Origin of the sequence: Streptomyces sp. NBC_01335 (assembly GCF_035953295.1) — a bacterium.
GTDB lineage: Bacteria > Actinomycetota > Actinomycetes > Streptomycetales > Streptomycetaceae > Streptomyces.
The window spans coordinates 13,395-34,477 of record NZ_CP108372.1 but is presented as its reverse complement, the minus strand read 5'-3'; the positions used below and the strand labels follow the sequence as shown (position 1 = coordinate 34,477).

Here is a 21,083-nt window from a genome sequence, read left to right as displayed (position 1 = left end):
CATATTCACTCGCCTGGGGGCGCGAACGCGTCGATCAGACGTAGCAGCTGTTCCCGCTGATCCTCAGTCAGTCTGCTCGCCCGCCGTACGAGTGCCGACGCCTCGCCGCTCTCCGCCCACACACGTTCGATGCCGAAGAACTGGGCACTGGCCGCATCCTGGAGCTTCCCCAGGGGTAGGCCGGTCGCGGCCCCGAGTGCCCGCAGCTGTGGAAGGCGGGGTGGAATCACCCTTTCGCCGGTCTCCAGTCGGTGCGTCCACCCGCTCTTCACCTGAACGCCCGTCACGGGGTCGATGCTGCGCGCCTGGAATTCGGCCAGGCTCAGCCCCAACTCCGCCCTCCGTCCGCGAATCAGGTCTGCGAACTCCGTCGTCTCGACGTCGGCTTCCGCCCCGTTCTCGATCATGACACTCATCCTGTCGCTCCAGTGCGTGGCTGTTCAGGGTGATCACTCGCGTGCAGCCCCATCTCACCATGTCGCAACCGGGGGCCATCGTGCGACCTGAACGGATTGTTCAGGCAATGACACGGATGCGCTAGGGCGCAAACGGGGCGCAGGGCCGAACGCCGCGCCTGATTTTCAACTATCTGGACAGTTCGTTCAGGTCATGCAATGCTCGGTGCGTTCAGAAAAATGAACGGCACACTCAGCGAGGTGAACATGAGCGAGGCACCCATGTGCCGCATCTACGACCGTGAGCTCCTGGCGCGGCTGATGAAGCGGACCGGAACGGGGGCGCGGCTCACGACCCGCGACCTCGCCAAGGTCGCCGCTGTCCCCCACGGCACCGTTGGCGGCCTGCTCTCCGGCACGCAGCGGTTCATCGCCCGGGAGAAGGCCCAGCGCATCGCCGCCGCGATCGGCGTCGACCTCCTGGTCGTCTTCGTCCCGTGCGAGCGCGCTGGCCGCGTCTTCATCGACGCTGCCAAGGCGCGCCAGGCGGTGACGGCATGAGCGCCAAGACCACCGCAGCACTGACCGAGAACGAGGTTCTCGCGCTCCCCGCCATGGCCACCGCCGAGCAGGCATTCGCAGCCCTCGGTATCGGCCGGGACCTCGGCTACCGGCTCATCAAGGAGGCCGAATTCCCCGTGCCCGTCGTCCCGCTCGGCCGCACGTACCGAGTCCGGCGGCGTGACCTCCTGGCCTTCCTCGGCCTGGGAAACAGCGATGCCGCCAGGGGTGGAGCCCTGACGGCATCGAGCGAACGCAACAACGAAACAGCCGCGAAGCAGATCGGAAGCGCTCGATGACCACTGTACGAGAGGGCACTGACAGCCCGCAGGCGTACAGCGCCACCTCGGCGGCCGGGGGCACGTCCCCCGGCCGCCGGGCCCCGGCCCGACGGCACGTAGTCGCCGCCCTCTTCGTCGACTTCGGCAACGACCGCGGCCCCAAAGAGACGCACCGCCCGCCCCGCGCCCGCTACGAGTGCGTCCCCTGCGACTACCGCAGCGAGATCGTCACCGGCGCGGCAGCCGTCGCAGCCTTCAACACCACCGCCCCCGAAGCCCACCGAGCTGTCTGCCCCGCACGCCAGGAGAACCACCAGTGACTGATGCGCAGACTCCCGACATGCGGGCCGCCGCCCGCGAGCTGCACAACGCCGGGCTGTGTGTGCTCCCCATCAAGGCCGACGGCACCAAGGCCCCGGCCGTCCGCTCCTGGACCCCGTACAAGGTGACCCGCTCCACCCCGGCTGAGCACGACGCGTGGTTCCCCGAGGGCAGCGCTGCGGGCATCGCCGTCGTGTACGGCGCAGTGTCCGGCGGCGTCGAGATGATCGAGTTCGAGGGCACCGCCATCGAGGAGGGCCTCCTCGACGACGTCACCGAGATCATGGCGGCCTCCGGACTCGGCCAGGAGTGGCAGGCCATCCTCACCGGGTGGGCCAGCGAATCCCCGTCCGGCGGCCGGCACTTCCGTGTCCGCCCCGATGGCGCGCCCGTGCGCGGCAACACCAAGCTGGCATCACGGCTCGCTCGTCCAGAGGAGTACACCCCGGAGGAGAAGCAGCGCCTGGCCGAGAAGCCGGGCGCCCGCGTCATCCGCGTCCAGATCGAGACGCGCGGCGAAGGCGGGTACGGCCTGGTCGAGCCGAGCTCCGGCACGGTGCACGCCACCGGCCGCCCCTACCTGCATATCGAGGGCGGGCCCGACACCATCCCCACCATCGCCGGTGACGTCCTGGACGCCATCCACGAGGTGTGCCGGATGGTCGACGCCCTGCCGGTCCCCGAGGCGCCGAAGACCGCGCCGCGCCTGCAGCCGCTCCCCGACGGAGGGATGCGGCCCGGCGACGACTTCGAGGCCCGCGCCGACTGGTCCGAGATCCTCGCCGGGATCTTCAAGCCGGTCACCACGCGCGGCGGCGCCACGTACTGGGCGTGGGCCGACGGCCAGGGCGGGGTGAAAGCAACTACCGGCCGTGGTGACGCGGACCGCCTGTTCGTCTTCACCACCAGCTCCGACTTCCTGCCGGAGGTGCCCTACAGCAAGTTCGGCGCCTACGCGCTGCTGGAGCACGGTGGCAACCACAAGGCCGCGGCGGCCGAGCTCCGCCGCCGCGGCTTCGGCTCCGAACCTGCCCGGCGTCGGCTGGCTCCGGCCCCGGCGCCGGGCGGCCCATTCAGCGATGGGTCCGCAGCACTCGACCCCGACACCGCTCCCGAGCACGGCCACACCCCGCCGGACCTCCAAGTCGTTCCGGCGGCCCGCCCGACTCTCGACATCACCATCGAGGCGGACGCCATCGACGGAGTGCTCGACCTCATGCGGACTGGGCAGCTGCCCGACCTCTATAAGCGCTCCGGCGGTCCGTGCTGGGTCCACCAGGACGACAGCGGCTCCCCTGAGGTGAAGACGTTGGGCACGGACAACCTGCGCGCCTACCTCGCGGACCAGCTGAGCAGCTACACCGTGCGCGTCGACCCGAAGACGGAGATCGAGAAGGAGGAGCGCGAACTCCTCATGCCGAAGACGTGCGGCACCATCCTCGGCCGGAAGGACTGGCCGCTGCCCCCGCTCCGGGGCATCGTCACCTCTCCTGTGGTCCGGGCCGATGGCTCCCTGCTCCAGGCGCCTGGGTACGACGCGGCGACAGGGCTGTACCTCCACCCCCGCGTCGCGCTCCGGCGCCTGCGGGCGGAGGTCACTGCGGACTCGCTCGCCAGGGCCAAGGACATCGTGCTGCACCAGATGCTGGCCGACTTCCCGTGGGAGAAGCTCGCCCACCGGGCGCACTTCCTCGGCGCGCTGCTGACCCCGATCCTGCGCCCGTACTTCCACGGGCCCACCCCGATGGTCATCGTGTCGTCGACCTCAGCCGGGTCCGGGAAGACCCTGCTGAAGGACATCTTCAAGTACGCCTACGGCAGCTCAGACACGCCGTGGCCGGAGAACGACACCGAGCTCAGGAAGTCGATCACGACCCAGCTGTACACCACGGGCCAGCCGGTCATCGTCCTCGACAACCTGCCCAACGGGTACACGATCAAGTCGCCGGTGCTGTCCGCGCTGCTGACCACCGAGACATGGGGCGACCGGGTCCTCGGGGCCAGCTCGGCCGTCAGCATGCCGAACGACCGGCTGTGGATCCTCACCGGGAACGGGCTGCAGACCGGCGGGGACAACGGGCGGCGCGCCCTCTGGGTACGCCTCAACCCGAACGTCCCCGACCCCGACCAGCGCGACGGGTTCAAGGTCGGCGACCTCCGGCCCTGGCTCCGGGCAAACGCGTCCACGGTCGTGGCCGCTCTGGTGACCATGGTCCGGGCATGGGTGGCCGCCGGGGCCCCCACGGTCCGCACCCGCATGGGCGACTACTCCGAGTGGGCCAGCATGCTGGCCGGCCTCCTCGACTTCCTCGGCGTCCCCGGCTGGCTGACCGACCGGGCCGACGCCATGCGACAGGACAGCGAAACCGCCGAGTGGGCCGCCTTCCTCATCGCCTGGCGTGAGCGGTTCGGCGACGAGATCATCACGGCCGGGGCCGCGGGCAGCACTCTGGCCGAGCACGCGCCACGCCACCCGAAGACGGGCGAGCTGCCCAGCGCGAACGTGCTGGGCGGCTGGCTCAAGGCCCGGGACGGCCGGTTCTTCGGCGACCTCCGGATCATCCGCGTGTGGGACTCGCACCGCTGCTCGAACCGCTGGCGCGTCGAGGCGCACGAGCGCGCCGGGGCCGGGCAGTGACGACCCCGCGCGATGCAGGGACCGCAGGGACCCAGCAGGGACCCGTGCAGGGAGCTGACCGGCTCCCTGCACGGCCCCTGGCCTGCACGCCTGCCGGGAGGCAGGGAGTTGCAGGAACACGGGCCCACATCCCTTACACCGCGCGCATCACACACACATCGCACAACACACATGCCTCTGCATGTGATGCGAAGTCCAGCGGCTCCCTCACTGCACAGACCTATGAGTTTCTCCCTGCAAGTCCCTGCGTCCCTGCAAAACCACAGGCCAGAGCGCCACGCCAGCGCTCCGCAGGTCCCTGCACCCCTCCCTGCGGCTCCCTGCAGTCCCTGCAAAGCCCCTGCACTCACGAGGTGACCCGAGTGAACGCCTTCACCCCGCGCCCGTACCAGACCGCCGCTATCCAGGCCCTCACCGCCGGATGGGCTGGCCCGAACAACCGCCTCGCCATCGTCCTGCCGACCGGCGGCGGTAAGACCGTGGTGTTCGCGAACCTGATCGCCCAGATGCGCGGGCAGCTCGGCCGCAAGCGGGCGCTGGTCATCGCCCACCGAGAGGAGCTCATCGAGCAGGCCGCCGCGAAGATCCGCGCCGTCTGCCCGGACTTGAAGGTCGGCATCGTCAAGGCCGAGCGCAACCACCACCGCGTCATGGACGTGATCGTGGCGTCCGTCCAGACGCTGGCCGTGAAGCGCCGGCGCGAGCAGATCCAGGACATCGGCCTGGTGATCGTGGACGAATGCCACCACGCTGCCGCCTCTACGTACCGCACGGTCTTGGAGCACTTCGGAGCCTGGCGCGGCATCCCCGTTGCCGGGTTCACCGCGACCATGACCCGCTCCGACGGCGGCTTGGGCGACGTCTGGCAGGACGTCGTCTTCACCCTCGACATCCTGGAGATGATCGGCGACGGCTACCTGTGCGACGTCCGCGGGAAGCGCGTCACGGTTCAGGGCCTCGACCTCGACAAGGTCAAGACCCGCAACGGCGACCTGATGGACGGACAACTGGGGCAGGCCCTCGACGACTCCGGCGCGGCTGGCACCATCGCCGCCGCTTACGTCCAGCACGCTGCCGACCGTCCCGGCGTGGTGTTCACCCCGACCGTGGCGACCGCCCAGTCCATGGCCGCCGCGTTCACCGAGGCCGGGATCACCACCGCCGCGATCTGGGGCGACATGCCGCGCGACCAGCGTGCCACCGAGCTGGCCCGGTACAAGAGCGGCGCCGTGCAGGTCCTCACGAACTGCATGGTGCTCACCGAGGGGTTCGACGCCCCGCACACCTCCTGCGTCGTCGTGGCCCGGCCGACCAAGAGCCCTGGCCTCTACTGCCAGATGGTCGGCCGCGGCCTCCGCCTCCACGAAGGCAAGCGCGACGCCCTGGTCCTGGACGTCATGGGCGCGTCCACCCAGCACAAGCTCGCCTCCATCGTGGACCTCACCACGCAGGAGATCGGCGCGGTACCCGAAGACCGGCCGCTCCGCGAAGTCGCCGAAGAGTTCCGCGCCGAAGAGGCCCGCCGACAGGCCGTGCTTCACCTCCAGTTCGAGGAGACAGACCTGTTCGGTCGGTCCAGCACCGCGTGGCTCCGGACCGAGGCCGGCACCTGGTTCATCCCTCTACGCCAGCAGACGTTCCTGTATCTGGTCCGTGACCCCGGTGGCCGCACGTACCGGGTTCGCCGGTGGGACGAGTCCGAGGGCGTTCGCCCCCCGAACCCGGACCCGGCGATGCCGCTGGCCGAGGCAATGCACTGGGCGGAGCGCGCTGGCCGTGCGCTCGCGCCCGCCGCCTTCGTCGTGAAAACGGCGCCATGGCGCAACAAGCCCGCTACCGCCCGGCAGCTCGGCTACTGCCGCAGCCGTGGCATTCCTGTCCCGCGCGGTGCGACGGCGGGCGAGGTCGGTGACCTTCAGGCCGCCCACCGCGTGTCTGCTGTCCTCGCCCGCCTGGGCGCCGTTCCTGCAATCGCCTGACCCAACAAGGAGATCCACATGCGTGACGACCAGTTGAAGCAGACTCTGGCCGCCCTCGGCCACCGGTCCGTCGAGGAGACCGCCGTCTACACCGCGCCCGCGCTGTCCCTGCCGCAGCTCGCCGTCGCCTGCCCGGCGTGCGGCGCCGCCCCGGGCGCGCTGTGCACCAGCCACGGCGGGACCCGGCCCCGGCGGGGCGACGTCCACCAGGCGCGGACCGCCGCGCACGCCGTGTTCGTCGACAGCGTGGAGATCGAGGTCACCGGCGGGTGCGGCGTCTGCGACACCGAGGAGATCGAACTGTGCGCCGCCTGCGGCCGGTGCCGCTGCCACACGCACGAGCGCTGCGTTCGCCCTGCCGCATGACACGCAGTACGGCCGCCCCGCGCGCTAGCGACGCGCGGGCCGGCCGCCCGCCCAACATCCCACCACACCACCAGGGAGACACCCCGATGACCCAGACGCCCACCACGCCCGCCGAGACGCTCCGGGCCGCCGCCGCCCGGCTGCGCGACCGGGCCACCGCCGCGATCCACGAGGACCGCACCACCTGGTCCACCGGTCACACCCTCGGCAGCCGCAGCCCCGTCGTCGTGGACGACCAGGAGACGCCGTCCGTTCTCATCGAGACCTACGCCGCCCGCCTGGAACGCGTGAACTCCTACCTGGCGCTCCTCGGCCCTGCGACCGGCCTCGCCGTCGCCGACTGGCTGGACGCGGCGGCCGTGGCGCACGACGCGAGGGTCACCGGGGCGGCCGACGTCTGGACCGACCCGGCCGACACGGCCGAGCGCGACGCCTGGGTGACCCGGCAGACCGACCAGCACGCCCTCGCGTTGGCCCGACAGATCCTCGGCGGGGACAAGGCGGTGGCCCGATGACCACCACCGAGCAGCTGCTGCACCTCGCCGACCGGGCCCGCCGCGGTGTCGCCCTCGACGCGGAGCACGACCAGCTGACCGCGGGGATTGCCGCGCTGGGCGAGCGGGCGGCGCGCGCTGAGGCCACGGTCCGCGCCCTCTCCGGTGAGCGCGCGCCGGACTCGGTCCCTGAGGCCGCGCCCGGGTGCGACATCTGGCGGCGCGAGAACGGGCGCGCCGACCTGTGCGCGTCGCCGGTCTGCGCGCGCTGCACCTACCTCCGCCGCCTGTAGCACCACCACCCCACCGGCCGGGACGATCCGCGCTTCGTCCCGGCCGGCGCCCACCACCACACCGTCCCACCGCACGATCCTGGAGCCCGCCGTGACCGTCACCCTCTGCCTCCACTGCACCGACCGCGACGCCCTCGGTGGCCAGCTCTGCCCCAGGTGCACGCGTGACCTCCGGGTCCGCCTGGAGTCCCTGCCAACCCTGTACGCGGCGCTCGCCCCGTACTTGGCGCCGAGCAGCACGCCCGCCGGTCTGGGACGCGGGAGCGCCCCGGTGCATGCTCCGCTGCCCGTGAACGAGCGGGTGTTGGACCTCCGGGGTCCGGGCGGGGCTGTTGGCGTACTGGAGGACTGGGAGACCGCCGTTCGCACCGACCGAGGGATGAGCCCGCTCGTCCACGAAGGCTCCGTCGACGGGAGGCTGGCCACCGCCGCGTCCGGGCTCCTCGGACACATGCCGTACATCGCGAGCACCTGGCCGCAGGCTGGCGACCTCGCACGGGAGATCCGCGCCCTGGTCGACGACGTCCGCTCGATCGTCGCCCCGGCGGTCGACCGGGTGCTCGGCCGGCGCCTCGGCAACTGCCCGGCGGAGTTCGAGGACGGCGGGGTGTGCGGAACGGTGCTCCGGCTTGCCCCGGGCGAGCGGGTGGTGACGTGCTCGTGGTGCCGCACCTCGTACCCGCCAGCCATGTGGCCCGGACTGAAGGTGCTCATCGACGCGGATGCGGCGTAGGGACTTGCCCTAGGACATGCCGTCCCAGTATGGTGATGGTGTGCCAGTAACCAGCTGGCGCGAGCGCGTTGAAGCTGAGAATCGGCGGCAGCGCTACCTGCGAGACGAGATGACTGCCAGTTCCCGGCGGCGAGCGGAAGCGTTCGCGGACGGAGTGGGAGAGCTCGGCTCCAAGTCGGCTGTCGCCCGAGACATCGGGATCGACGTCCGCGCCGTAAGAAGAGCGATCAACGAGTACGGACCGGCGACTGCACCGTCGGACGCGCTCACTGAAGAACAACCGAACAGAGACAAGTAGACCCCCCAGCATCCGGCGACTGCACCGCCGAGCTGAGGGGCTGCTACCCGGGACACCGGCCGCGCGTCAACGCGACCGGCTCCTACCGCCCACCTTGATCAACCCAAGGAGACGGCTATGGCTCATCGTGCCATGCCCGCTGCCCAGAGCAGCACCCCGCCCGACCGGCAGATTCTCGCCGTCGGCATCCTCACCCGGGCCACCGCCGGGCGCACGATCACCACCGTGCGCACCGTTGACGGGATCACCGGCACCATCATTCGCCGCTGCACCGTCTGCCGCCTCCCCTTCGAGGAGTGCACCTGCACCGGGGTCGTGCCCCTCGTCGTCCCGTCGCAGCAGACGTTCGACGACGACGCGGACGACGCCTGCCCCCTCTGCGGCGACTGGACGTGCACCTGCCCCAAGCAGGCCGCGCGACGGCGTCAGCTGGCGGTGGCCTGATGAGCATCGACACCGAGCTGCACCAGCTCCCCACCGGCCCGTCCCACTCGCAGATGATCCTCACCGCGGTCGCCTCGGCACTCCTCTCCGAGGACCCGCACCAGCCCCTCACCCTCGACGCCCTCGACGCCTACCTCTACGGCGCCTCGCTCGTCATCACCGACCAGCTGCCCGACGTCGTCGCCACCCAGGTCTGCGAGACCGCGGCCCGCGCCCTCCCGTCCATCCACGACGGCGAGACCCCCGACACGTACTCGCTGCGCCTCCTCGCGGTCGTCAGGGGGATGCGATGAGCACCTCGCACCTGCCGCTGTACGACCCGGCCGTCGACGACCTGGGCGTGACCCTGCGGACCGCCGACGCTCTCGACCTCGCACGCAAGGCGCTCGACAAGCACTCCTCGGCCAACGTCCACGACCACTCGGCCATGATCGGCGCCGCCGTCGGCCTGGAGATGTCTCTTCGCGCCCTCGTCGCCGCCCTCGACAAGGAGGCCGGCCGATGAATCTCTCTACTCCCGGCTCCGGACCGCGCCTCGCCAAGGCGCTCGTGTCCCTGGCCGCGCTCGCCACGACCGGCTGGTCGCTGTACGCGGTGGCCCGCCACTACGACGCACCGAAGCCGATCGCGGTCGCCGTCTTCGCCGTCTTCGACGGGATCGCCTACGCGGCCCTCCACCTCGCGTCCGAGGCGTCCGCCACCGGCCGGTCCGCGTTCGGCGCCCGGCTCACCGCGTTCGGCATGGCCGGGGTCAGCGTCTACCTCAACCAGTTCCACGCGGACCTGATCGACGGCGGCCTCCCTGCCGCGCTCCTCTTCGCCATCCCGACCATCGGCCTGCTGCTGCTCTCCGAGCTGTCCTGGGCCGGGCCGCGGGCCGCCGCGCGGGCCGAACGCGGTGCCGAGCAGCCGTACCGGCTCCCCGCGTTCGGCGGCTGGGCCTGGGCCCTCGCGCCCCACCTCGCTGGGAAGACCGTCCGGTCCCGCGCCATCGCGCACATCATGGCCGAGCCCGAGACGGCCGCCCCGGCGCCGGCCGCGCCGCCCGCCCGGCACTCGGCCACCGAGGTACTCCGCCAGCGCTTCGCCGAGATGGACCCGGCCGACGCGATCCGTGTCGCACATGATGCGCAGCCTGATATGCCCCCGGGCGAACTCGCCTCGCTCCTCATCACCTATGGCGTCGTCGTGGACGCGGTACAGGTCGCCCTGGTGCTCCACGACCAGCCGGAGCGCATCACCGTCGACCGCGATGACACGGATGACACGGAGTCTGATACGCCCGCTGATACGGGTGATACGCCCCAGGTCAGCCCGCCTGCGCTGACCAAGAAACAGGCCGTCCTCGACGCGCTCACTGCCCTCGGACCCGAAGGCTTCACCCCCAAGGACGTCGTCGACCGTGTCAGGCGTATCAACCGCCTCGACGTGAAGCCCGACTACGTCAGGACCGTCCGGCACCGCGCCCAAAAGGACCAGCAGACCGACGGCAGCGACCGCCCGATGGAAGGCGGATACGCATGATCACGTACTACGGGCTCGGGTTCTACGGCCTCTTCGTCGCCCTCGGCGGCGCCGCCCTCCGCCAGGTCCTCCCGCGCGGATCCCGCGCCCACCGCCTGGTCACCCGCGCGCTCCTCGCCGCGCTCCTCCTCATCACCGCCCTCGTCGGCCTCTCGTACTGAAGGACCACCACGCCATGATGAACACCGCGCTCCTCGCCGCCATCAACACCGCCGGCCAGCACACCATCGCCGCACCCGCCGCCACCCCGGCCGCCGTCACCGCGGGCGGGTCCGTCCCCATCAGCGTCCTGCTGATCATCGGCCTCGGTGGCGTCGCCTGGTGGATGTTCAAGCACGGCGACAAGAACAAGAAGCTCCACCTGCCGCCCGCCATCATCTGCATCGGCCTCGGCCTCTCCCTCTCCGGAACCCAGATCGGCACCATGGTCGCCCAGCTCTTCGCCTCCATCGCCCAGATGGTCGCCACGTTCGCCGGCAACGCCTGACCGTGGCCGAGTCCGAGGCCGACACCCTCGAACTGGCGCCCGTCCCCGAGTTCGGGAGCGGGCGGCCCCGGTGGGCAGCCCAACGCATCCACCCCCGACGCCTCGCCCGCGGCCACCTCGCCCAGTGGGCCCGGCTCCGGGCCTGGACCGTCGCCACCGACCACCCCGCCCGAGGCCGCACCGTCACCGCGCGGGCCGCCGGACTCGGCCTCGCCGCCCTCACCGCATGGCGCACCGCCCACGAACAGCCCCAGCTCCTCGCCGTCGCCGCTGGCGCCTACGCCGTCAGCGCCTGGCGCGCCGGCCGCCCCCGCCCCATCACCGAAGAAGAGCACCGACGCCGAGTCCTCCTCGGCGTACAACACCTCATCGGAGACCGGCCCGCCGTGTTCGTCCGCGAGGTCTACGACGCCTTCCAAGCCCGCCCCGCCGCCGCCCACCTCGACGACGCCCGACTCCGCGCCGTCCTCATCCAGTGCGGGCTCACCATCCACCGCAGCGTCCGCGTCAGCACCACCGAGACCGGCCGCAGCGGCATCAAGGCCGAGGACGTCGCAGCCCTCCTCTCCCCCACACCCGTAGACCCCCCTTCCGAGGCCGTAGACGCAGGTCAGGCCGATCCAGAAGGGGCCGAAGACCCCGCGTAGACCACCCGTAGAGGGGGCTGTAGAGCCCCGACCGCCGTCCACCCGCGAGACAGGACCCGCACCCATGGCACTCCCCAAGACCATGTCGCTCGACGAGCTCAAGCGGAAGAACGAAGCCTCGAAGCAGGCCCGCGCCGACGAGAAGGCCGCCCGCACCACCACGCAGAACGGACGATGACCATGCTGTACGCCTACCTGATCCTCGCCGCCGACACCGGGCACCGCATGAGCGTCGGCATCACCACCGTCGATCCCGACCCGGTCGCCGCCGAGCTCGCCGCCGAACTGGTGGAGCGCAACCGCGGCGAACACTCCTACTACACCGGGGCCCGCACCTGCTGGGTGTGGCCGTACACCGACGACACCCAGGCCCTCGGCACCCTGGAGACCGGCCCGGACGGGGCCGACCGCTTCGACCTGTAGCCGCGCGCCCGCCGCCTGATGCCCCACCGCCACTATCCCCCGGCGGTGGGGCACCGTCGTGGAGGAGAATGGGCAGCATGCAGCCTGTTCTCGTCGACCTGTACGCCGCAGCCACGGCCACCGGGATCGATGTCCGCGCGCTCCGGAAGCGGTTGAGCCGAGGCACCCTTGTCCACTACGGCTACGACCGCGCCGGCCGCGCGCTCGTCGACCTGAACCAACTCATCAAGCCACTGCTCGCCGAAGCTGCTTGACCAGCACAAACCGGGATGTCACACTCACCCCAGGTCCGGCATGCCCGGACGCCAGGCCCGCCCATCCGGTGGGCCTTCGTCGTATCCGGCGTCCCCACCGACCAAGCTCCCCATTCCACACGCGCGCGCGGGCGCTCCGTGGCACGATCCGTGGACAGACCAACCGTGGGGGGACCATGGGCTTCATCAACGACGCCAAGGCGCAGGTCGCGGGCGACCACGCGCGCAAGGCATACGCCAACGGCGACTACATCCTCGTCTACAAGTTCATCGAGGCGAACACCAACAGCAAGGCCACCGCGCCCATGACCGGCATGGCCGACCAGATCCAGGCCGTCGAGCAAGCGGGCTGGGTCCTCCAGCACATGGCCGCCGCCGAGGGGAAGGCCCTCACTGGTGAACGCGTCGCCCTCGTCTGCATGTTTCGCCGGCGCAACCAGTAGGCGCCCCACCAACCGGCCCGGTCGCACCCCCCGTTGCGGCCGGGCCTTCGCGCGTCCTGGAGGTGGTGGCCGTGGCCGGCCGCGCCGACCTCACCAGCTACGACTACCGCAAGGCCCGCGCCGCCTTCCTCGCCGCGAACGACGTGTGCCACCTCTGCGGCCACGCCGGGGCCGACGTCGTCGACCACGTCCGCCCGGTCGCGGCCGGCGCCGACCCGAGCGACCAGGACAACTGGGCGCCCGCGCACGGCGTGCGCCGCTGCCCCACCTGCGGGCGCAACTGCAACGGCAGCAAGGGCGCAAACGTGCAGGTCAAGGGGCTGAATACGTCCCGAGATTGGTACGGATCTTGATCGTTCCGGCTCAGATCCGGGCCGACTTTTTTGGAAGATCATCTTCCCAGCCCCGCGCCCAGCTTTTATTTTTCTCTCCCCGGGTCGATCACCACGGGGTGATCATGGTCGCGAGCCGCTGACCTGCACTGATGCCCTTGGAGGCGTGATGGCGACACCGCCGGCCGGGCCGGTCGAACGGGCCGTGCGCTCCGACGTGGAGCAGCTCGGCGACCTGGTCCGCATCGAGCCGTCCCTGTCGGAGATGGCGTACACCCTGGCCCGCGAGATCGACGCCGGCGGTGGGGAGGACGGCAAGCTCCTGCCGCAGCTGAACCGCGAGCTGCGGCAGACGCTCGCGCAGCTGCTGGAGGGGCGGGCGACGGATGACGACGACGACCTCGGAGACCTGGGCTCCCCCGAGTAGCTTCGCCGCCGACCTGGAGGAGCGGTACGGGCTGACGTGCCCGCCGCGCTGGGGGACGCCGCGTCACCCGGACCGTCCGTCGCTCGGCCCGAAGCTGTGGCGGGTGATGGAGCTACTCGGCGCCCCGCCGATGCCGTGGCAGAAGTACGTGACGGACGTGGCCTTGGAGCTGGACCCGGCGACCGGCCTGTTCGCTCACCGGGAGGTTGGGCTGTCGGTGTCCCGGCAGCAGGGCAAGACGGAACTGTGCCTCGGTGCGCAGGTGCACCGGGCGCTGGCGTGGCCGAGGCAGAACATCATCTACGCGGCGCAGACGCGGGGCATGGCCCGGCAGCGCTGGGAGGACGAGTTCTGGGAGAAGATCGCCGGGTCCCCGCTGGCGAAGCGGGCCCGGATCCGGAAGAGCAACGGCAACGAGGCGATCCTGTGGCCGGCGACCCGGTCACGGATGGGCATCACGGCGAACACGGAGAAGGCGGGGCACGGGCCACCGCTCGACCTCGGGTTCATCGACGAGGCGTTCGCCCACGAGGACGACCGGCTGGAGCAGGCGTTCAGTCCGGCGATGCTGACCCGGGCCATGGCCCAGTTGTGGTGGGCGTCGGCCGGCGGCACGACGAAGAGCGTGTGGCTGAACAAGAAGCGGGCGAACGGTCGGGCGCTCATCGAGGAGATGTGGGCCGCGCTCGCCGAGGACCCGGCGGCGGCCCGGCCGCGCGCGGCGTACTTCGAGTGGTTCGCCCCGGAGGACATGGACCGGGCGGACCCGGCGACGTGGCGGGCGACGCTGCCCGCGCTGGGGCACACGGTCACCGAGGCCATCATCGCGGCCGAGCTGGAGAAGCTCGACCCGGCCGAGTTCGACCGGGCCTACCTGAACCGGACACGGAAGCCGACGCCGCCCACCGACCCGAACGTGCCGAAGGCGGCGTGGCCGGGCCTCGCCGACGCGGACTCCATGCCGGGTGGTGACGTGGCGCTGGCGGTCGACGTGTCGGCGGACCGGTCGCACGCCTCCATCGGTGTCGCGTCGCGGCGGCCGGACGGCCAGGTCCACATCGAGCTGGTGGACCGGCGGGCCGGGACGGCGTGGGTAGTGCCCGCGCTGGTCCGGCTGAAGGCGGCGCGCGATCCGCTGCTGGTGGCCATCGCGAGCAGCGGCGCCCCGGCCGGGTCGCTGATCGACGACCTGGTGAAGGCAGGGCTCACCGCCCCGGAGGATAAGGAGCGTCCGCACCGCGGGCACCTGGCCGTCCTGCGGACGAACGACATCGTCGAAGCGTGCGGGCAGATGGCCGACGCGATGACGCAGGACGCGGTACGCCACCGCGACCAGGCGCCGCTGACCGCCGCGGTGAACGGGGCCCGGACCCGGCGGGTCGGTGACGCCTGGACCCTCGACCGCACGAAGAGCCTGACGGACGTCTCGCCGTTCTTCGCGGTGACGATCGCTCGGTGGGCGCTGCTCACCCGGGGGCCGTTGGTGCTCGACGACTACGACGTGATGAACAGCGTCATGTGAGGAGGTGCCCATGCCCCGTTGGACACGTGCTCTCGCGGCGCCGTTCCGCCGGGTCGGGCAGGCCACGGTACGGGCGATCACGTCCCTGCCGTGGGGGTCGGGTGGCGGGTCGCAGCCTGCTGTGTCGACGACGTCGGCGCTCACGCTGGTGCCGGTCTTCGCAGCGGTGCGCATCCTCGCCGACAACGTGGCCGCGCTGCCGCTCCAGCTGTTCCGCCGAGACGGCGCGGACCGGCAGCCGGTGAGCTACGTGCCCGCGCTCTTCTGGGCGCCGGACGCGGCGGGCGACCTGTTCACCTGGCTGCACAAGTGCGTGCTCAGCCTCGCGCTCCGGGGCAACGCCTACGGGCTGATCACTCAGCGGGACCCGCTCGGGTTCCCCACGATGATCGAGTGGCTGAACCCGGACGACGTCTGGGTGGACGAACTGAACCCGGTGCTCCCGGTCTACTACTGGCAGGGCCGGTACGTCGACCGCGCCGACATCGTCCACATCCCGTGGGTGGTCCTGCCCGGCCACGTCGTCGGCCTCTCACCAGTGGGCCTGTTCGCGCAGACGATCGGCGCCGGGCTCAGCGTCACCGAGTACGGCCGCAGCTGGTTCCAGAACGGGGGCACGCCGCCGGCCGTGCTGAAGAACGGCGGCAAGACGATCGGCCCGGATGAGGCCGAGGAGATCTCCGACCGGCTGTCTGGACGGATGCGGTCCCGGAAGCCGCTGGTGATCGGCTCGGACTGGGACTTCACCGCGCTGTCCGTCAGCCCGGAGGAGTCGCAGTTCATCGAGTCGATGCGGCTCAACGCCAGCCAGATCGCGGCGATCTACGGTGTGCCGCCCGAGCGGATCGGCGGCGACACCGGCAGCAGCCTGACGTACTCCACCGTAGAGATGAACTCCCTCGACCTGATCAACTCCACGCTGCGCCCGTGGCTCGTCCGCCTGGAGTCGGCGTTCACCAGGCTCATGCCTGGCCGGGAGTTCGTCCGGTTCAACCTGGACGCGATGCTCCGCACGTCCGTCCTCGACCGGTACGCCGCGCACGGCATGTCGCTTGCGCAGGGCTGGCAGAACCGCGACGGCGTGCGTGCGAAGGAGAACCTGGCGCCGCTCCCGCCGGGTGCGGGCGGCGACGTCTACACCATCGGCTCGACCGCACCGGCGCCGCCGGCCGCGGACTCCTGAGACCTGGAGGTCTTCATGGGCGACGCAGAGCGCCGCTTCACGCGCGGCCTGGTCGAGGTCCGCGCCGGTGACGAGGGCGACGGCGGGCGCCGGATCGGCGGGTACGCCGCGAAGTTCAACCGCCTGTCCCAGAATCTCGGCGGCTTCGTCGAGCGGATCGACCCCAGCTTCTTCTCGAAGTCGGAGGGGGACGGCTGGCCGGACGTGATGGCCCGCTACAACCACGACGACAACCGGCTGCTCGGCACCACCGAGGCGGGGACGCTGCGCCTCCTGGTGGACGGCACCGGCCTCGACTACGTGGCCGACGTACCAGCGTCACGCGAGGACGTGATGGAGCTGGTCCAGCGCGGCGACGTCCGCCGCAGCTCGTTCGCGTTCCGCACGTTCTCCGACGACTGGGGCCAGACCGAGGACGGCTTCCCGCTGCGGACCCTGCTGTCCGGTGCCCTCGTCGACGTCGCCCCGGTCAACACCCCGGCGTACATGGACACGTCCACCGGTCTCCGGTCGCTGGCCGAGAAGGCAGGCGCGGACCTGGCCGAGGTTCGGGCCGCCGCCGACACGGGCGACCTGGCCCGGTTCCTGGCCCGCCCGAAGGCCACCACCACCATCGACTTGGCACCCGGCGGGCAGGGCGACACCCACCCGCCGCTGGCGCTACGGCAGCGGCGCGCCGAGCTCATGCGGCGCCGCACCTTCTGAGGCAGGGCGACACCCACCTCACCACCCCACGCCCCGGCCGACCGGCCGCAGGGCGACGTCGTCATGCCCGAGGAGGGCACATGTCCCAGTTCATCAAGCAGATCCAGGAGCGCCGCAACTCCCTGTGGGAGCAGTCGAAGGCGCTCCTCGACGCGGCCGAGGCCCGGGGCCAGGACCTCGCGGGCGAGGAAGAGCAGACCTGGCAGCGACTCAACACCGAGATCGACCAGATCGACGCCCGGGTCAAGGAGCTCCTCGACGCCGAGCAGCGCACCGCCGACGCGGACGCCGCGTTCCGGTCGCTGCTGGAGAAGGAGACGGCGCCCGAGGCCCGGCAGGGCGCGGAGCGCGCCGAGGTCGAGCGGGTCCGCGGCTGGCTGACCGGGCAGTCCGGTTCCCGGTCGCTCGACGTGCGCCCGGACAGCACCGCGCCGCTGGACGCCCGGACGCTGTCGAAGCTCACCGCGGCGGCTGGCGCGAACACCGTCCCGATCAGCTTCTACAACCGGCTGGTCCAGCACATGATCGAGGTGTCCGGCGTCCTCGCCGCAGGGCCGACCGTGCTGCGCACCGCGACCGGCGAGCAGCTCCAGATCCCGAAGACGACCGCGCACTCGGCGAACGCGGGCATCGTGGCCGAGGCCGGCCCGCTCACCGCGAACGAGCCGGCGTTCGGCCAGGTGTCCCTGGACGCGTACAAGTACGGGTTCCTCCTCCAGGTCTCCCACGAGCTGGCCAATGACACGGCGGTGGACCTCCTCGGCTACCTCGCCATGCAGGCCGGCCGGGCCCTCGGCAACGGTTTCGGCGCGCACCTCGTCACCGGCACCGGGTCGTCCCAGCCGAACGGCGTTCTCACCGCGGCGACCCTCGGCACGACCGGCGCGACCGGTGTCGTCGGGGCACCGAACGCCGACAACCTGATCGACCTCATGTACTCGGTCATCTCCCCGTACCGGGGCGGGTCGTCGGTGGGCTGGATGATGCGGGACTCCACCGTCGCCGCGGTCCGCAAGCTGAAGGACCTCCAGGGCCAGTACCTGTGGCAGCCGTCGATCCAGGCCGGGACCCCGGACACGATCCTGGGCAAGCCGCTGCTCACCGACCCGAACATGCCCGCCACCGCGCTCGGCGCGAAGAGCGTCCTGTTCGGCGACTTCTCCACGTACTTCGTCCGCCAGGTCGAGGCGCTCCGCTTCGAGCGGTCCGACGACTACGCCTTCAACACCGACCTCATCACCTACCGCGCGATCCTGCGCGGCGACGGCGACCAGGTCGACACCACCGGCGCCATCAAGTACTTCGCCGGCGGCGCGAGCTGACACCCCTTGGGCGGGTCCCGACCGGGGCCCGCCCCCTCTCGTGGAAGGAACCCAGATGAAGATCCGCATGCTCCAGCAGATGTCCGGCACCCGCAACGGCGAGGACTGGCCCGCCCGTGGCGCGGTCACCGACCTGCCCACCGGCGAGGCCCAGCACCTCGTCGCCTCCGGGATCGCCGAGGAAGTCGGCGACGACGAGCCCGAGGTGGAGACCGCGACCGCCCCGACCGTGGCGGACGAGAAGCGGCCGGCCGCGCGCAAGACGGCCGCCGCGAAGCCCGACAAGGAGTGAGCTGGTGGCTCACGAGTACGCCGAGCTCGCCGACCTGAAGTCGAACCTGAACGTCGAGTCCGAGGACACCACCCGAGACGCCATGCTCCAGGCGGTCCTGGCCGCCGCGTCCCGAGGGATCGACACCAGCACCGGGCGCCGGTTCTGGCTCGACGAGGAGCCGACCGCCCGGACCTTCCGCGTCGGGGGCCGGGTCGTGCGCGGGGACGACGGCGGGGAACGGCTGCTCCTCGACGACGTCGGCGCCGCCCCGGTGCTGGTCGAGGCAGGCTCGGCGTCCTCGTGGGCCGCCGTTCCCGACTACGAGACCGGTCCGGACAACGCGCTGGTACGCGGGCGCCCGATCACCTCGCTGACCGCGGGCAGTTGGCCGGCCGGGCGGGTGCGGGTCACCGCACGGTGGGGGTGGCCGCAGGTACCGGACGAGATCCGACAGGCCACGCTCATCCAGGCCGCACGGCTCTACCGCCGCAAGGACAGTCCGGAGGGTGTGGCCGGGTCCGCCGAGTGGGGCGTGATGCGCCTGTCCCGCCGCGACCCGGACGTGTGGGCGCTGATCGAGCACTTCATCCTGCCCGGCTTCGGATAAGGGGGACGGTCTCGTGGACATGTCCGCAGTACGTGCAGCCGTCGCCGACGCGGCGCGCGCCGTGGCCCTGCCCGACGGGCTGCCGAAGCTGACGTGCACCGGGTACGTCCCGGACGCGGTCACGGCCCCGTGCTTCTTCACCGCCGACTACACCGTCGACTTCGACAAGGCCATGGGCCGCGCCCTCGACGAGGTCGAGCTGACCTGCCAGCTCCTCATCGGGATCGCGGACGACCGAGCGTCTCAGCGCCTGCTGGACGCCCTGCTCGCCGGGTCCGGGCCCGCGTCCCTCAAGGCTGCGGTCGAGGCCGCGCGTGGTGCTCCTGGCGAGTTCGCCCTTGGCGGCCTCGCGCACGACCTCCACGTCACCCGCGTCCAGGGCTACCGCTGGTACGAGCACCAGGGCACGCAGTACCTGGGCGCCCAGCTCACCATCAAAATCATCGGAGAGGGGTAGCCGCCGTGGGGAAGTTCGTCCTGCTCGACGCCCGCCTGTTCGCCCCGGGCGCGGACCTGTCCGGCGCCTCCAACAAGATCGAAGTGTCCAGCGAGATCGAGGACAAGGACGCCACCAACTACCGGTCCGGCGGCTGGAAGGAAGTCCTCGGTGGGCTCGGCTCCGCAGAGATCGCGGCCGAGGGCCTGTGGGAAGCGGGCGATCCGTCCCTCGTCGACAACGCGTCCTGGTCCACGCTCGGCGGGGTCGGCCCGTATACGGTCTGCCCGACCGACTCCGTGGTGGGCGCACTCGCCTACGTCACCGCCGGGATGCGCGCGGACTACAAGGTCGGCGACGCGGTCGGCGAGATCGCCCCGTGGTCCGGCACGGTCAAGAGTTCCTGGCCGCTGGTGCGTGGGCAGATCGCCCACCCGCCCGGCCTCGCCCGTACCGCGACCGGTGTGGGCACCGGGGTGCAGCTCGGCGCGATCGCCGCCGGGCGCCGCCTGTACGCCTCGCTCCACGTCCTCTCGGCGGCCGGCACCACCCCGTCCATCACGGCCCGGGTCGAGTCGGCGGCGGACGCCGGATTCACCTCGCCCACCACCCGCCTCACGTTCGCCGCGGCCACCGCGCCCGGCGGGCAAATCCTGCGCGGCGACGGTACGGCCGTCACCGATACGTACTACCGGCTCGCCTGGACCATCACCGGGACGACGCCCTCCTTCATGCTCTGCGCCTCTCTCGGAATCAGGTGATCCCCCATGGCCAAGATGGTTCTCCTCGCCGCCTACGTCTCCGTTGGCGGCAACGACCTTTCCGCCTACGCCCGCAAGGCCGAGGTCACGGTCGAGGTCGAGGACAAGGACGTCACCACCTACGCGTCGCTCGGGTGGAAGGAAGTCCTCGGCGGACTGAAGAGCGGTGAGGTCGCGCTGGAGCTGCTCCAGGACGTGGCCGCCACCAAGCTGGACTCGATCATGTGGCCGCTGCTCGGCACGGTCGTCCCGTTCGCGGTCCGGCTCGACTCCGCCGCGGTGAGCACGAACAACCCCCAGTGGTCCGGCAGCTGCTTGATCAAGGGGTGGAACCCGATCGAGGGCAGCGTCGGCGACGAGGCGTCCGTCTCTGTCAGCTACCCGACGTCGGGGGCCGTGACCCGCGCGACCGCCTGATGCCCGGCAGCGGCCCACCCTTCGAGCTGAGCTGTACGCACGAGGGCCTGGACGCGCTGGTGCGGGCGATCCGCCAGGAGGCGGACGGGAAGCAGCTCCGCAAGGAGCTGGCGAAGAACATGCGCGAGGCGCTGAAGCCGGGTGCCGCCGCCGCCAAGAGTCAGATCATGGGCATGTCCTCGGCCGGTCTCGGCACCGGCCCGTCGCTCCGCTCGCAGATCGCCAAGAAGATCAGACCGGAAGTGAAGCTGGGCGGACGGTGGTCCGGCGCCCGCGTGAAGGCGTTCAAGACGCCGGGCATCCGTCGCTTCCCGAACGCCCCGAAGCGCATCAACCGCCGCAACGGTGGGTGGCGCACGCTCACCTACGGCCACGAGCCGTGGCGTACCCAGCCCGGAAAGCCGGGCTGGTTCGACGACGCCTTCACCAACGACGCCGCCGCCTACCGGGCCGCGGTGCACGAGGCGATGGAAGACATGGCCCGCCGCCTGGCGGCACGGGCCGGATAGGAGAACC

General features: G+C 71.4%; 32 protein-coding genes. 31 read left to right on the top strand and 1 reads right to left on the bottom strand.

Translation table 11 applies throughout. From position 1 onward, the window contains the following. Window positions 1–5: 5 nt before the first annotated feature. On the bottom strand, window positions 6–407 hold the full coding sequence (locus tag OG599_RS35300; RefSeq protein ID WP_327180436.1) for an XRE family transcriptional regulator: 402 nt from the start codon (window positions 405–407) through the stop codon (window positions 6–8). A gap of 255 nt (window positions 408–662) precedes the next feature. Here OG599_RS35300 and OG599_RS35295 point away from each other — a divergent pair, with 255 nt between their 5' ends. The 31 genes from OG599_RS35295 (at window position 663) to OG599_RS35145 (ending at window position 21,076) form a co-directional block, all read left to right on the top strand. Next, window positions 663–956, top strand: a complete 294-nt coding sequence (locus OG599_RS35295) for a hypothetical protein (protein WP_327180435.1) — start codon at window positions 663–665, stop codon at window positions 954–956. After that, the gene (locus tag OG599_RS35290) at window positions 953–1,255 is read left to right on the top strand and encodes a helix-turn-helix transcriptional regulator (protein WP_327180434.1); all 303 of its coding nucleotides are present in this window, start codon (window positions 953–955) and stop codon (window positions 1,253–1,255) included. Before OG599_RS35295 ends, OG599_RS35290 begins: the two co-directional genes overlap by 4 nt. Further along, complete coding sequence (locus OG599_RS35285; RefSeq protein ID WP_327180433.1) at window positions 1,252–1,557, top strand: hypothetical protein; 306 nt, start codon at window positions 1,252–1,254, stop codon at window positions 1,555–1,557. The genes OG599_RS35290 and OG599_RS35285 overlap by 4 nt, the downstream gene beginning before the upstream one ends. Next, a complete protein-coding gene (locus OG599_RS35280) occupies window positions 1,554–4,196 on the top strand; it encodes a bifunctional DNA primase/polymerase (RefSeq protein ID WP_327180432.1) in 2,643 nt (880 codons plus the stop codon). Before OG599_RS35285 ends, OG599_RS35280 begins: the two co-directional genes overlap by 4 nt. Window positions 4,197–4,549: 353 nt before the next feature. Continuing rightward, entirely contained in the window at window positions 4,550–6,175 is a 1,626-nt protein-coding gene (locus OG599_RS35275; protein ID WP_327180431.1) for a DEAD/DEAH box helicase, read from the top strand. Between the two features lie 18 nt (window positions 6,176–6,193). Further along, a complete protein-coding gene (locus tag OG599_RS35270; RefSeq protein WP_327180430.1) occupies window positions 6,194–6,541 on the top strand; it encodes a zinc finger domain-containing protein in 348 nt (115 codons plus the stop codon). Between the two features lie 86 nt (window positions 6,542–6,627). Next, on the top strand, window positions 6,628–7,056 hold the full coding sequence (locus OG599_RS35265; protein ID WP_327180429.1) for a hypothetical protein: 429 nt from the start codon (window positions 6,628–6,630) through the stop codon (window positions 7,054–7,056). Beyond that, window positions 7,053–7,328, top strand: a complete 276-nt coding sequence (locus OG599_RS35260; RefSeq protein ID WP_327180428.1) for a hypothetical protein — start codon at window positions 7,053–7,055, stop codon at window positions 7,326–7,328. Before OG599_RS35265 ends, OG599_RS35260 begins: the two co-directional genes overlap by 4 nt. 91 nt (window positions 7,329–7,419) lie before the next feature. After that, complete coding sequence (locus tag OG599_RS35255) at window positions 7,420–8,061, top strand: hypothetical protein (protein ID WP_327180427.1); 642 nt, start codon at window positions 7,420–7,422, stop codon at window positions 8,059–8,061. Between the two features lie 415 nt (window positions 8,062–8,476). After that, window positions 8,477–8,803, top strand: coding sequence for a hypothetical protein (locus OG599_RS35250; RefSeq protein ID WP_327180426.1), 327 nt, complete (start codon window positions 8,477–8,479; stop codon window positions 8,801–8,803). Beyond that, window positions 8,803–9,096, top strand: coding sequence for a hypothetical protein (locus tag OG599_RS35245; protein WP_327180425.1), 294 nt, complete (start codon window positions 8,803–8,805; stop codon window positions 9,094–9,096). Before OG599_RS35250 ends, OG599_RS35245 begins: the two co-directional genes overlap by 1 nt. Continuing rightward, on the top strand, window positions 9,093–9,308 hold the full coding sequence (locus OG599_RS35240; protein ID WP_327180424.1) for a hypothetical protein: 216 nt from the start codon (window positions 9,093–9,095) through the stop codon (window positions 9,306–9,308). Before OG599_RS35245 ends, OG599_RS35240 begins: the two co-directional genes overlap by 4 nt. Then, entirely contained in the window at window positions 9,305–10,327 is a 1,023-nt protein-coding gene (locus tag OG599_RS35235; RefSeq protein ID WP_327180423.1) for a hypothetical protein, read from the top strand. Before OG599_RS35240 ends, OG599_RS35235 begins: the two co-directional genes overlap by 4 nt. Then, window positions 10,324–10,488, top strand: a complete 165-nt coding sequence (locus tag OG599_RS35230) for a hypothetical protein (protein WP_327180422.1) — start codon at window positions 10,324–10,326, stop codon at window positions 10,486–10,488. The genes OG599_RS35235 and OG599_RS35230 overlap by 4 nt, the downstream gene beginning before the upstream one ends. A gap of 14 nt (window positions 10,489–10,502) precedes the next feature. Beyond that, on the top strand, window positions 10,503–10,814 hold the full coding sequence (locus OG599_RS35225) for a hypothetical protein (RefSeq protein ID WP_327180421.1): 312 nt from the start codon (window positions 10,503–10,505) through the stop codon (window positions 10,812–10,814). Window positions 10,815–10,816: 2 nt separating this feature from the next. Further along, window positions 10,817–11,461, top strand: a complete 645-nt coding sequence (locus tag OG599_RS35220; RefSeq protein WP_327180420.1) for a hypothetical protein — start codon at window positions 10,817–10,819, stop codon at window positions 11,459–11,461. 174 nt (window positions 11,462–11,635) lie between these two features. Beyond that, complete coding sequence (locus OG599_RS35215) at window positions 11,636–11,884, top strand: hypothetical protein (RefSeq protein WP_327180419.1); 249 nt, start codon at window positions 11,636–11,638, stop codon at window positions 11,882–11,884. Window positions 11,885–11,961: 77 nt separating this feature from the next. Then, entirely contained in the window at window positions 11,962–12,138 is a 177-nt protein-coding gene (locus OG599_RS35210) for a hypothetical protein (RefSeq protein ID WP_327180418.1), read from the top strand. Window positions 12,139–12,314: 176 nt separating this feature from the next. Next, window positions 12,315–12,581: a hypothetical protein gene (locus OG599_RS35205; protein ID WP_327180417.1), complete on the top strand. Its 267-nt coding sequence runs from the start codon at window positions 12,315–12,317 to the stop codon at window positions 12,579–12,581. Window positions 12,582–12,652: 71 nt separating this feature from the next. Further along, window positions 12,653–12,934, top strand: coding sequence for an HNH endonuclease (locus OG599_RS35200; RefSeq protein WP_327180416.1), 282 nt, complete (start codon window positions 12,653–12,655; stop codon window positions 12,932–12,934). A gap of 148 nt (window positions 12,935–13,082) precedes the next feature. Then, window positions 13,083–13,340 carry a hypothetical protein gene (locus OG599_RS35195; protein ID WP_327180415.1) on the top strand — a complete coding sequence of 86 codons (258 nt, stop codon included), beginning with the start codon at window positions 13,083–13,085 and terminating at the stop codon, window positions 13,338–13,340. Next, complete coding sequence (locus OG599_RS35190; RefSeq protein WP_327180414.1) at window positions 13,300–14,862, top strand: terminase large subunit domain-containing protein; 1,563 nt, start codon at window positions 13,300–13,302, stop codon at window positions 14,860–14,862. Before OG599_RS35195 ends, OG599_RS35190 begins: the two co-directional genes overlap by 41 nt. Before the next feature lie 10 nt (window positions 14,863–14,872). Further along, window positions 14,873–16,045 (top strand): phage portal protein, encoded by a 1,173-nt coding sequence (locus OG599_RS35185; RefSeq protein ID WP_327180413.1) that lies wholly within the window; start codon window positions 14,873–14,875, stop codon window positions 16,043–16,045. A 15-nt stretch (window positions 16,046–16,060) separates the two neighbouring features. Next, window positions 16,061–16,750, top strand: coding sequence for an HK97 family phage prohead protease (locus OG599_RS35180; protein WP_327180412.1), 690 nt, complete (start codon window positions 16,061–16,063; stop codon window positions 16,748–16,750). Window positions 16,751–16,830: 80 nt separating this feature from the next. Further along, window positions 16,831–18,072, top strand: a complete 1,242-nt coding sequence (locus OG599_RS35175; protein ID WP_327180460.1) for a phage major capsid protein — start codon at window positions 16,831–16,833, stop codon at window positions 18,070–18,072. 55 nt (window positions 18,073–18,127) lie between these two features. Further along, entirely contained in the window at window positions 18,128–18,364 is a 237-nt protein-coding gene (locus tag OG599_RS35170) for a hypothetical protein (RefSeq protein ID WP_327180459.1), read from the top strand. Between the two features lie 4 nt (window positions 18,365–18,368). Then, the gene (locus OG599_RS35165) at window positions 18,369–18,953 is read left to right on the top strand and encodes a head-tail connector protein (protein ID WP_327180458.1); all 585 of its coding nucleotides are present in this window, start codon (window positions 18,369–18,371) and stop codon (window positions 18,951–18,953) included. Between the two features lie 19 nt (window positions 18,954–18,972). Continuing rightward, window positions 18,973–19,410, top strand: a complete 438-nt coding sequence (locus OG599_RS35160; RefSeq protein WP_327180457.1) for a hypothetical protein — start codon at window positions 18,973–18,975, stop codon at window positions 19,408–19,410. A gap of 5 nt (window positions 19,411–19,415) precedes the next feature. Next, complete coding sequence (locus tag OG599_RS35155) at window positions 19,416–20,150, top strand: hypothetical protein (RefSeq protein ID WP_327180456.1); 735 nt, start codon at window positions 19,416–19,418, stop codon at window positions 20,148–20,150. Between the two features lie 6 nt (window positions 20,151–20,156). Continuing rightward, the gene (locus OG599_RS35150) at window positions 20,157–20,567 is read left to right on the top strand and encodes a hypothetical protein (protein ID WP_327180455.1); all 411 of its coding nucleotides are present in this window, start codon (window positions 20,157–20,159) and stop codon (window positions 20,565–20,567) included. Continuing rightward, a complete protein-coding gene (locus tag OG599_RS35145) occupies window positions 20,567–21,076 on the top strand; it encodes a hypothetical protein (protein WP_327180454.1) in 510 nt (169 codons plus the stop codon). The genes OG599_RS35150 and OG599_RS35145 overlap by 1 nt, the downstream gene beginning before the upstream one ends. The last annotated feature ends 7 nt before the right edge of the window (window positions 21,077–21,083 follow it).

Bases quoted from the DNA above. Each gene is read 5' to 3' on its own strand.
- OG599_RS35300 (WP_327180436.1), bottom strand. From the start codon at position 407: ATGATCGAGAACGGGGCGGAAGCCGACGTCGAGACGACGGAGTTCGCA.
- OG599_RS35295 (WP_327180435.1), top strand. From the start codon at position 663: ATGAGCGAGGCACCCATGTGCCGCATCTACGACCGTGAGCTCCTGGCG.
- OG599_RS35290 (WP_327180434.1), top strand. From the start codon at position 953: ATGAGCGCCAAGACCACCGCAGCACTGACCGAGAACGAGGTTCTCGCG.
- OG599_RS35285 (WP_327180433.1), top strand. From the start codon at position 1,252: ATGACCACTGTACGAGAGGGCACTGACAGCCCGCAGGCGTACAGCGCC.
- OG599_RS35270 (WP_327180430.1), top strand. From the start codon at position 6,194: ATGCGTGACGACCAGTTGAAGCAGACTCTGGCCGCCCTCGGCCACCGG.
- OG599_RS35265 (WP_327180429.1), top strand. From the start codon at position 6,628: ATGACCCAGACGCCCACCACGCCCGCCGAGACGCTCCGGGCCGCCGCC.
- OG599_RS35260 (WP_327180428.1), top strand. From the start codon at position 7,053: ATGACCACCACCGAGCAGCTGCTGCACCTCGCCGACCGGGCCCGCCGC.
- OG599_RS35250 (WP_327180426.1), top strand. From the start codon at position 8,477: ATGGCTCATCGTGCCATGCCCGCTGCCCAGAGCAGCACCCCGCCCGAC.
- OG599_RS35245 (WP_327180425.1), top strand. From the start codon at position 8,803: ATGAGCATCGACACCGAGCTGCACCAGCTCCCCACCGGCCCGTCCCAC.
- OG599_RS35240 (WP_327180424.1), top strand. From the start codon at position 9,093: ATGAGCACCTCGCACCTGCCGCTGTACGACCCGGCCGTCGACGACCTG.
- OG599_RS35235 (WP_327180423.1), top strand. From the start codon at position 9,305: ATGAATCTCTCTACTCCCGGCTCCGGACCGCGCCTCGCCAAGGCGCTC.
- OG599_RS35230 (WP_327180422.1), top strand. From the start codon at position 10,324: ATGATCACGTACTACGGGCTCGGGTTCTACGGCCTCTTCGTCGCCCTC.
- OG599_RS35225 (WP_327180421.1), top strand. From the start codon at position 10,503: ATGATGAACACCGCGCTCCTCGCCGCCATCAACACCGCCGGCCAGCAC.
- OG599_RS35215 (WP_327180419.1), top strand. From the start codon at position 11,636: ATGACCATGCTGTACGCCTACCTGATCCTCGCCGCCGACACCGGGCAC.
- OG599_RS35210 (WP_327180418.1), top strand. From the start codon at position 11,962: ATGCAGCCTGTTCTCGTCGACCTGTACGCCGCAGCCACGGCCACCGGG.
- OG599_RS35205 (WP_327180417.1), top strand. From the start codon at position 12,315: ATGGGCTTCATCAACGACGCCAAGGCGCAGGTCGCGGGCGACCACGCG.
- OG599_RS35195 (WP_327180415.1), top strand. From the start codon at position 13,083: ATGGCGACACCGCCGGCCGGGCCGGTCGAACGGGCCGTGCGCTCCGAC.
- OG599_RS35190 (WP_327180414.1), top strand. From the start codon at position 13,300: ATGACGACGACGACCTCGGAGACCTGGGCTCCCCCGAGTAGCTTCGCC.
- OG599_RS35185 (WP_327180413.1), top strand. From the start codon at position 14,873: ATGCCCCGTTGGACACGTGCTCTCGCGGCGCCGTTCCGCCGGGTCGGG.
- OG599_RS35180 (WP_327180412.1), top strand. From the start codon at position 16,061: ATGGGCGACGCAGAGCGCCGCTTCACGCGCGGCCTGGTCGAGGTCCGC.
- OG599_RS35175 (WP_327180460.1), top strand. From the start codon at position 16,831: ATGTCCCAGTTCATCAAGCAGATCCAGGAGCGCCGCAACTCCCTGTGG.
- OG599_RS35170 (WP_327180459.1), top strand. From the start codon at position 18,128: ATGAAGATCCGCATGCTCCAGCAGATGTCCGGCACCCGCAACGGCGAG.
- OG599_RS35160 (WP_327180457.1), top strand. From the start codon at position 18,973: ATGTCCGCAGTACGTGCAGCCGTCGCCGACGCGGCGCGCGCCGTGGCC.
- OG599_RS35150 (WP_327180455.1), top strand. From the start codon at position 20,157: ATGGCCAAGATGGTTCTCCTCGCCGCCTACGTCTCCGTTGGCGGCAAC.
- OG599_RS35145 (WP_327180454.1), top strand. From the start codon at position 20,567: ATGCCCGGCAGCGGCCCACCCTTCGAGCTGAGCTGTACGCACGAGGGC.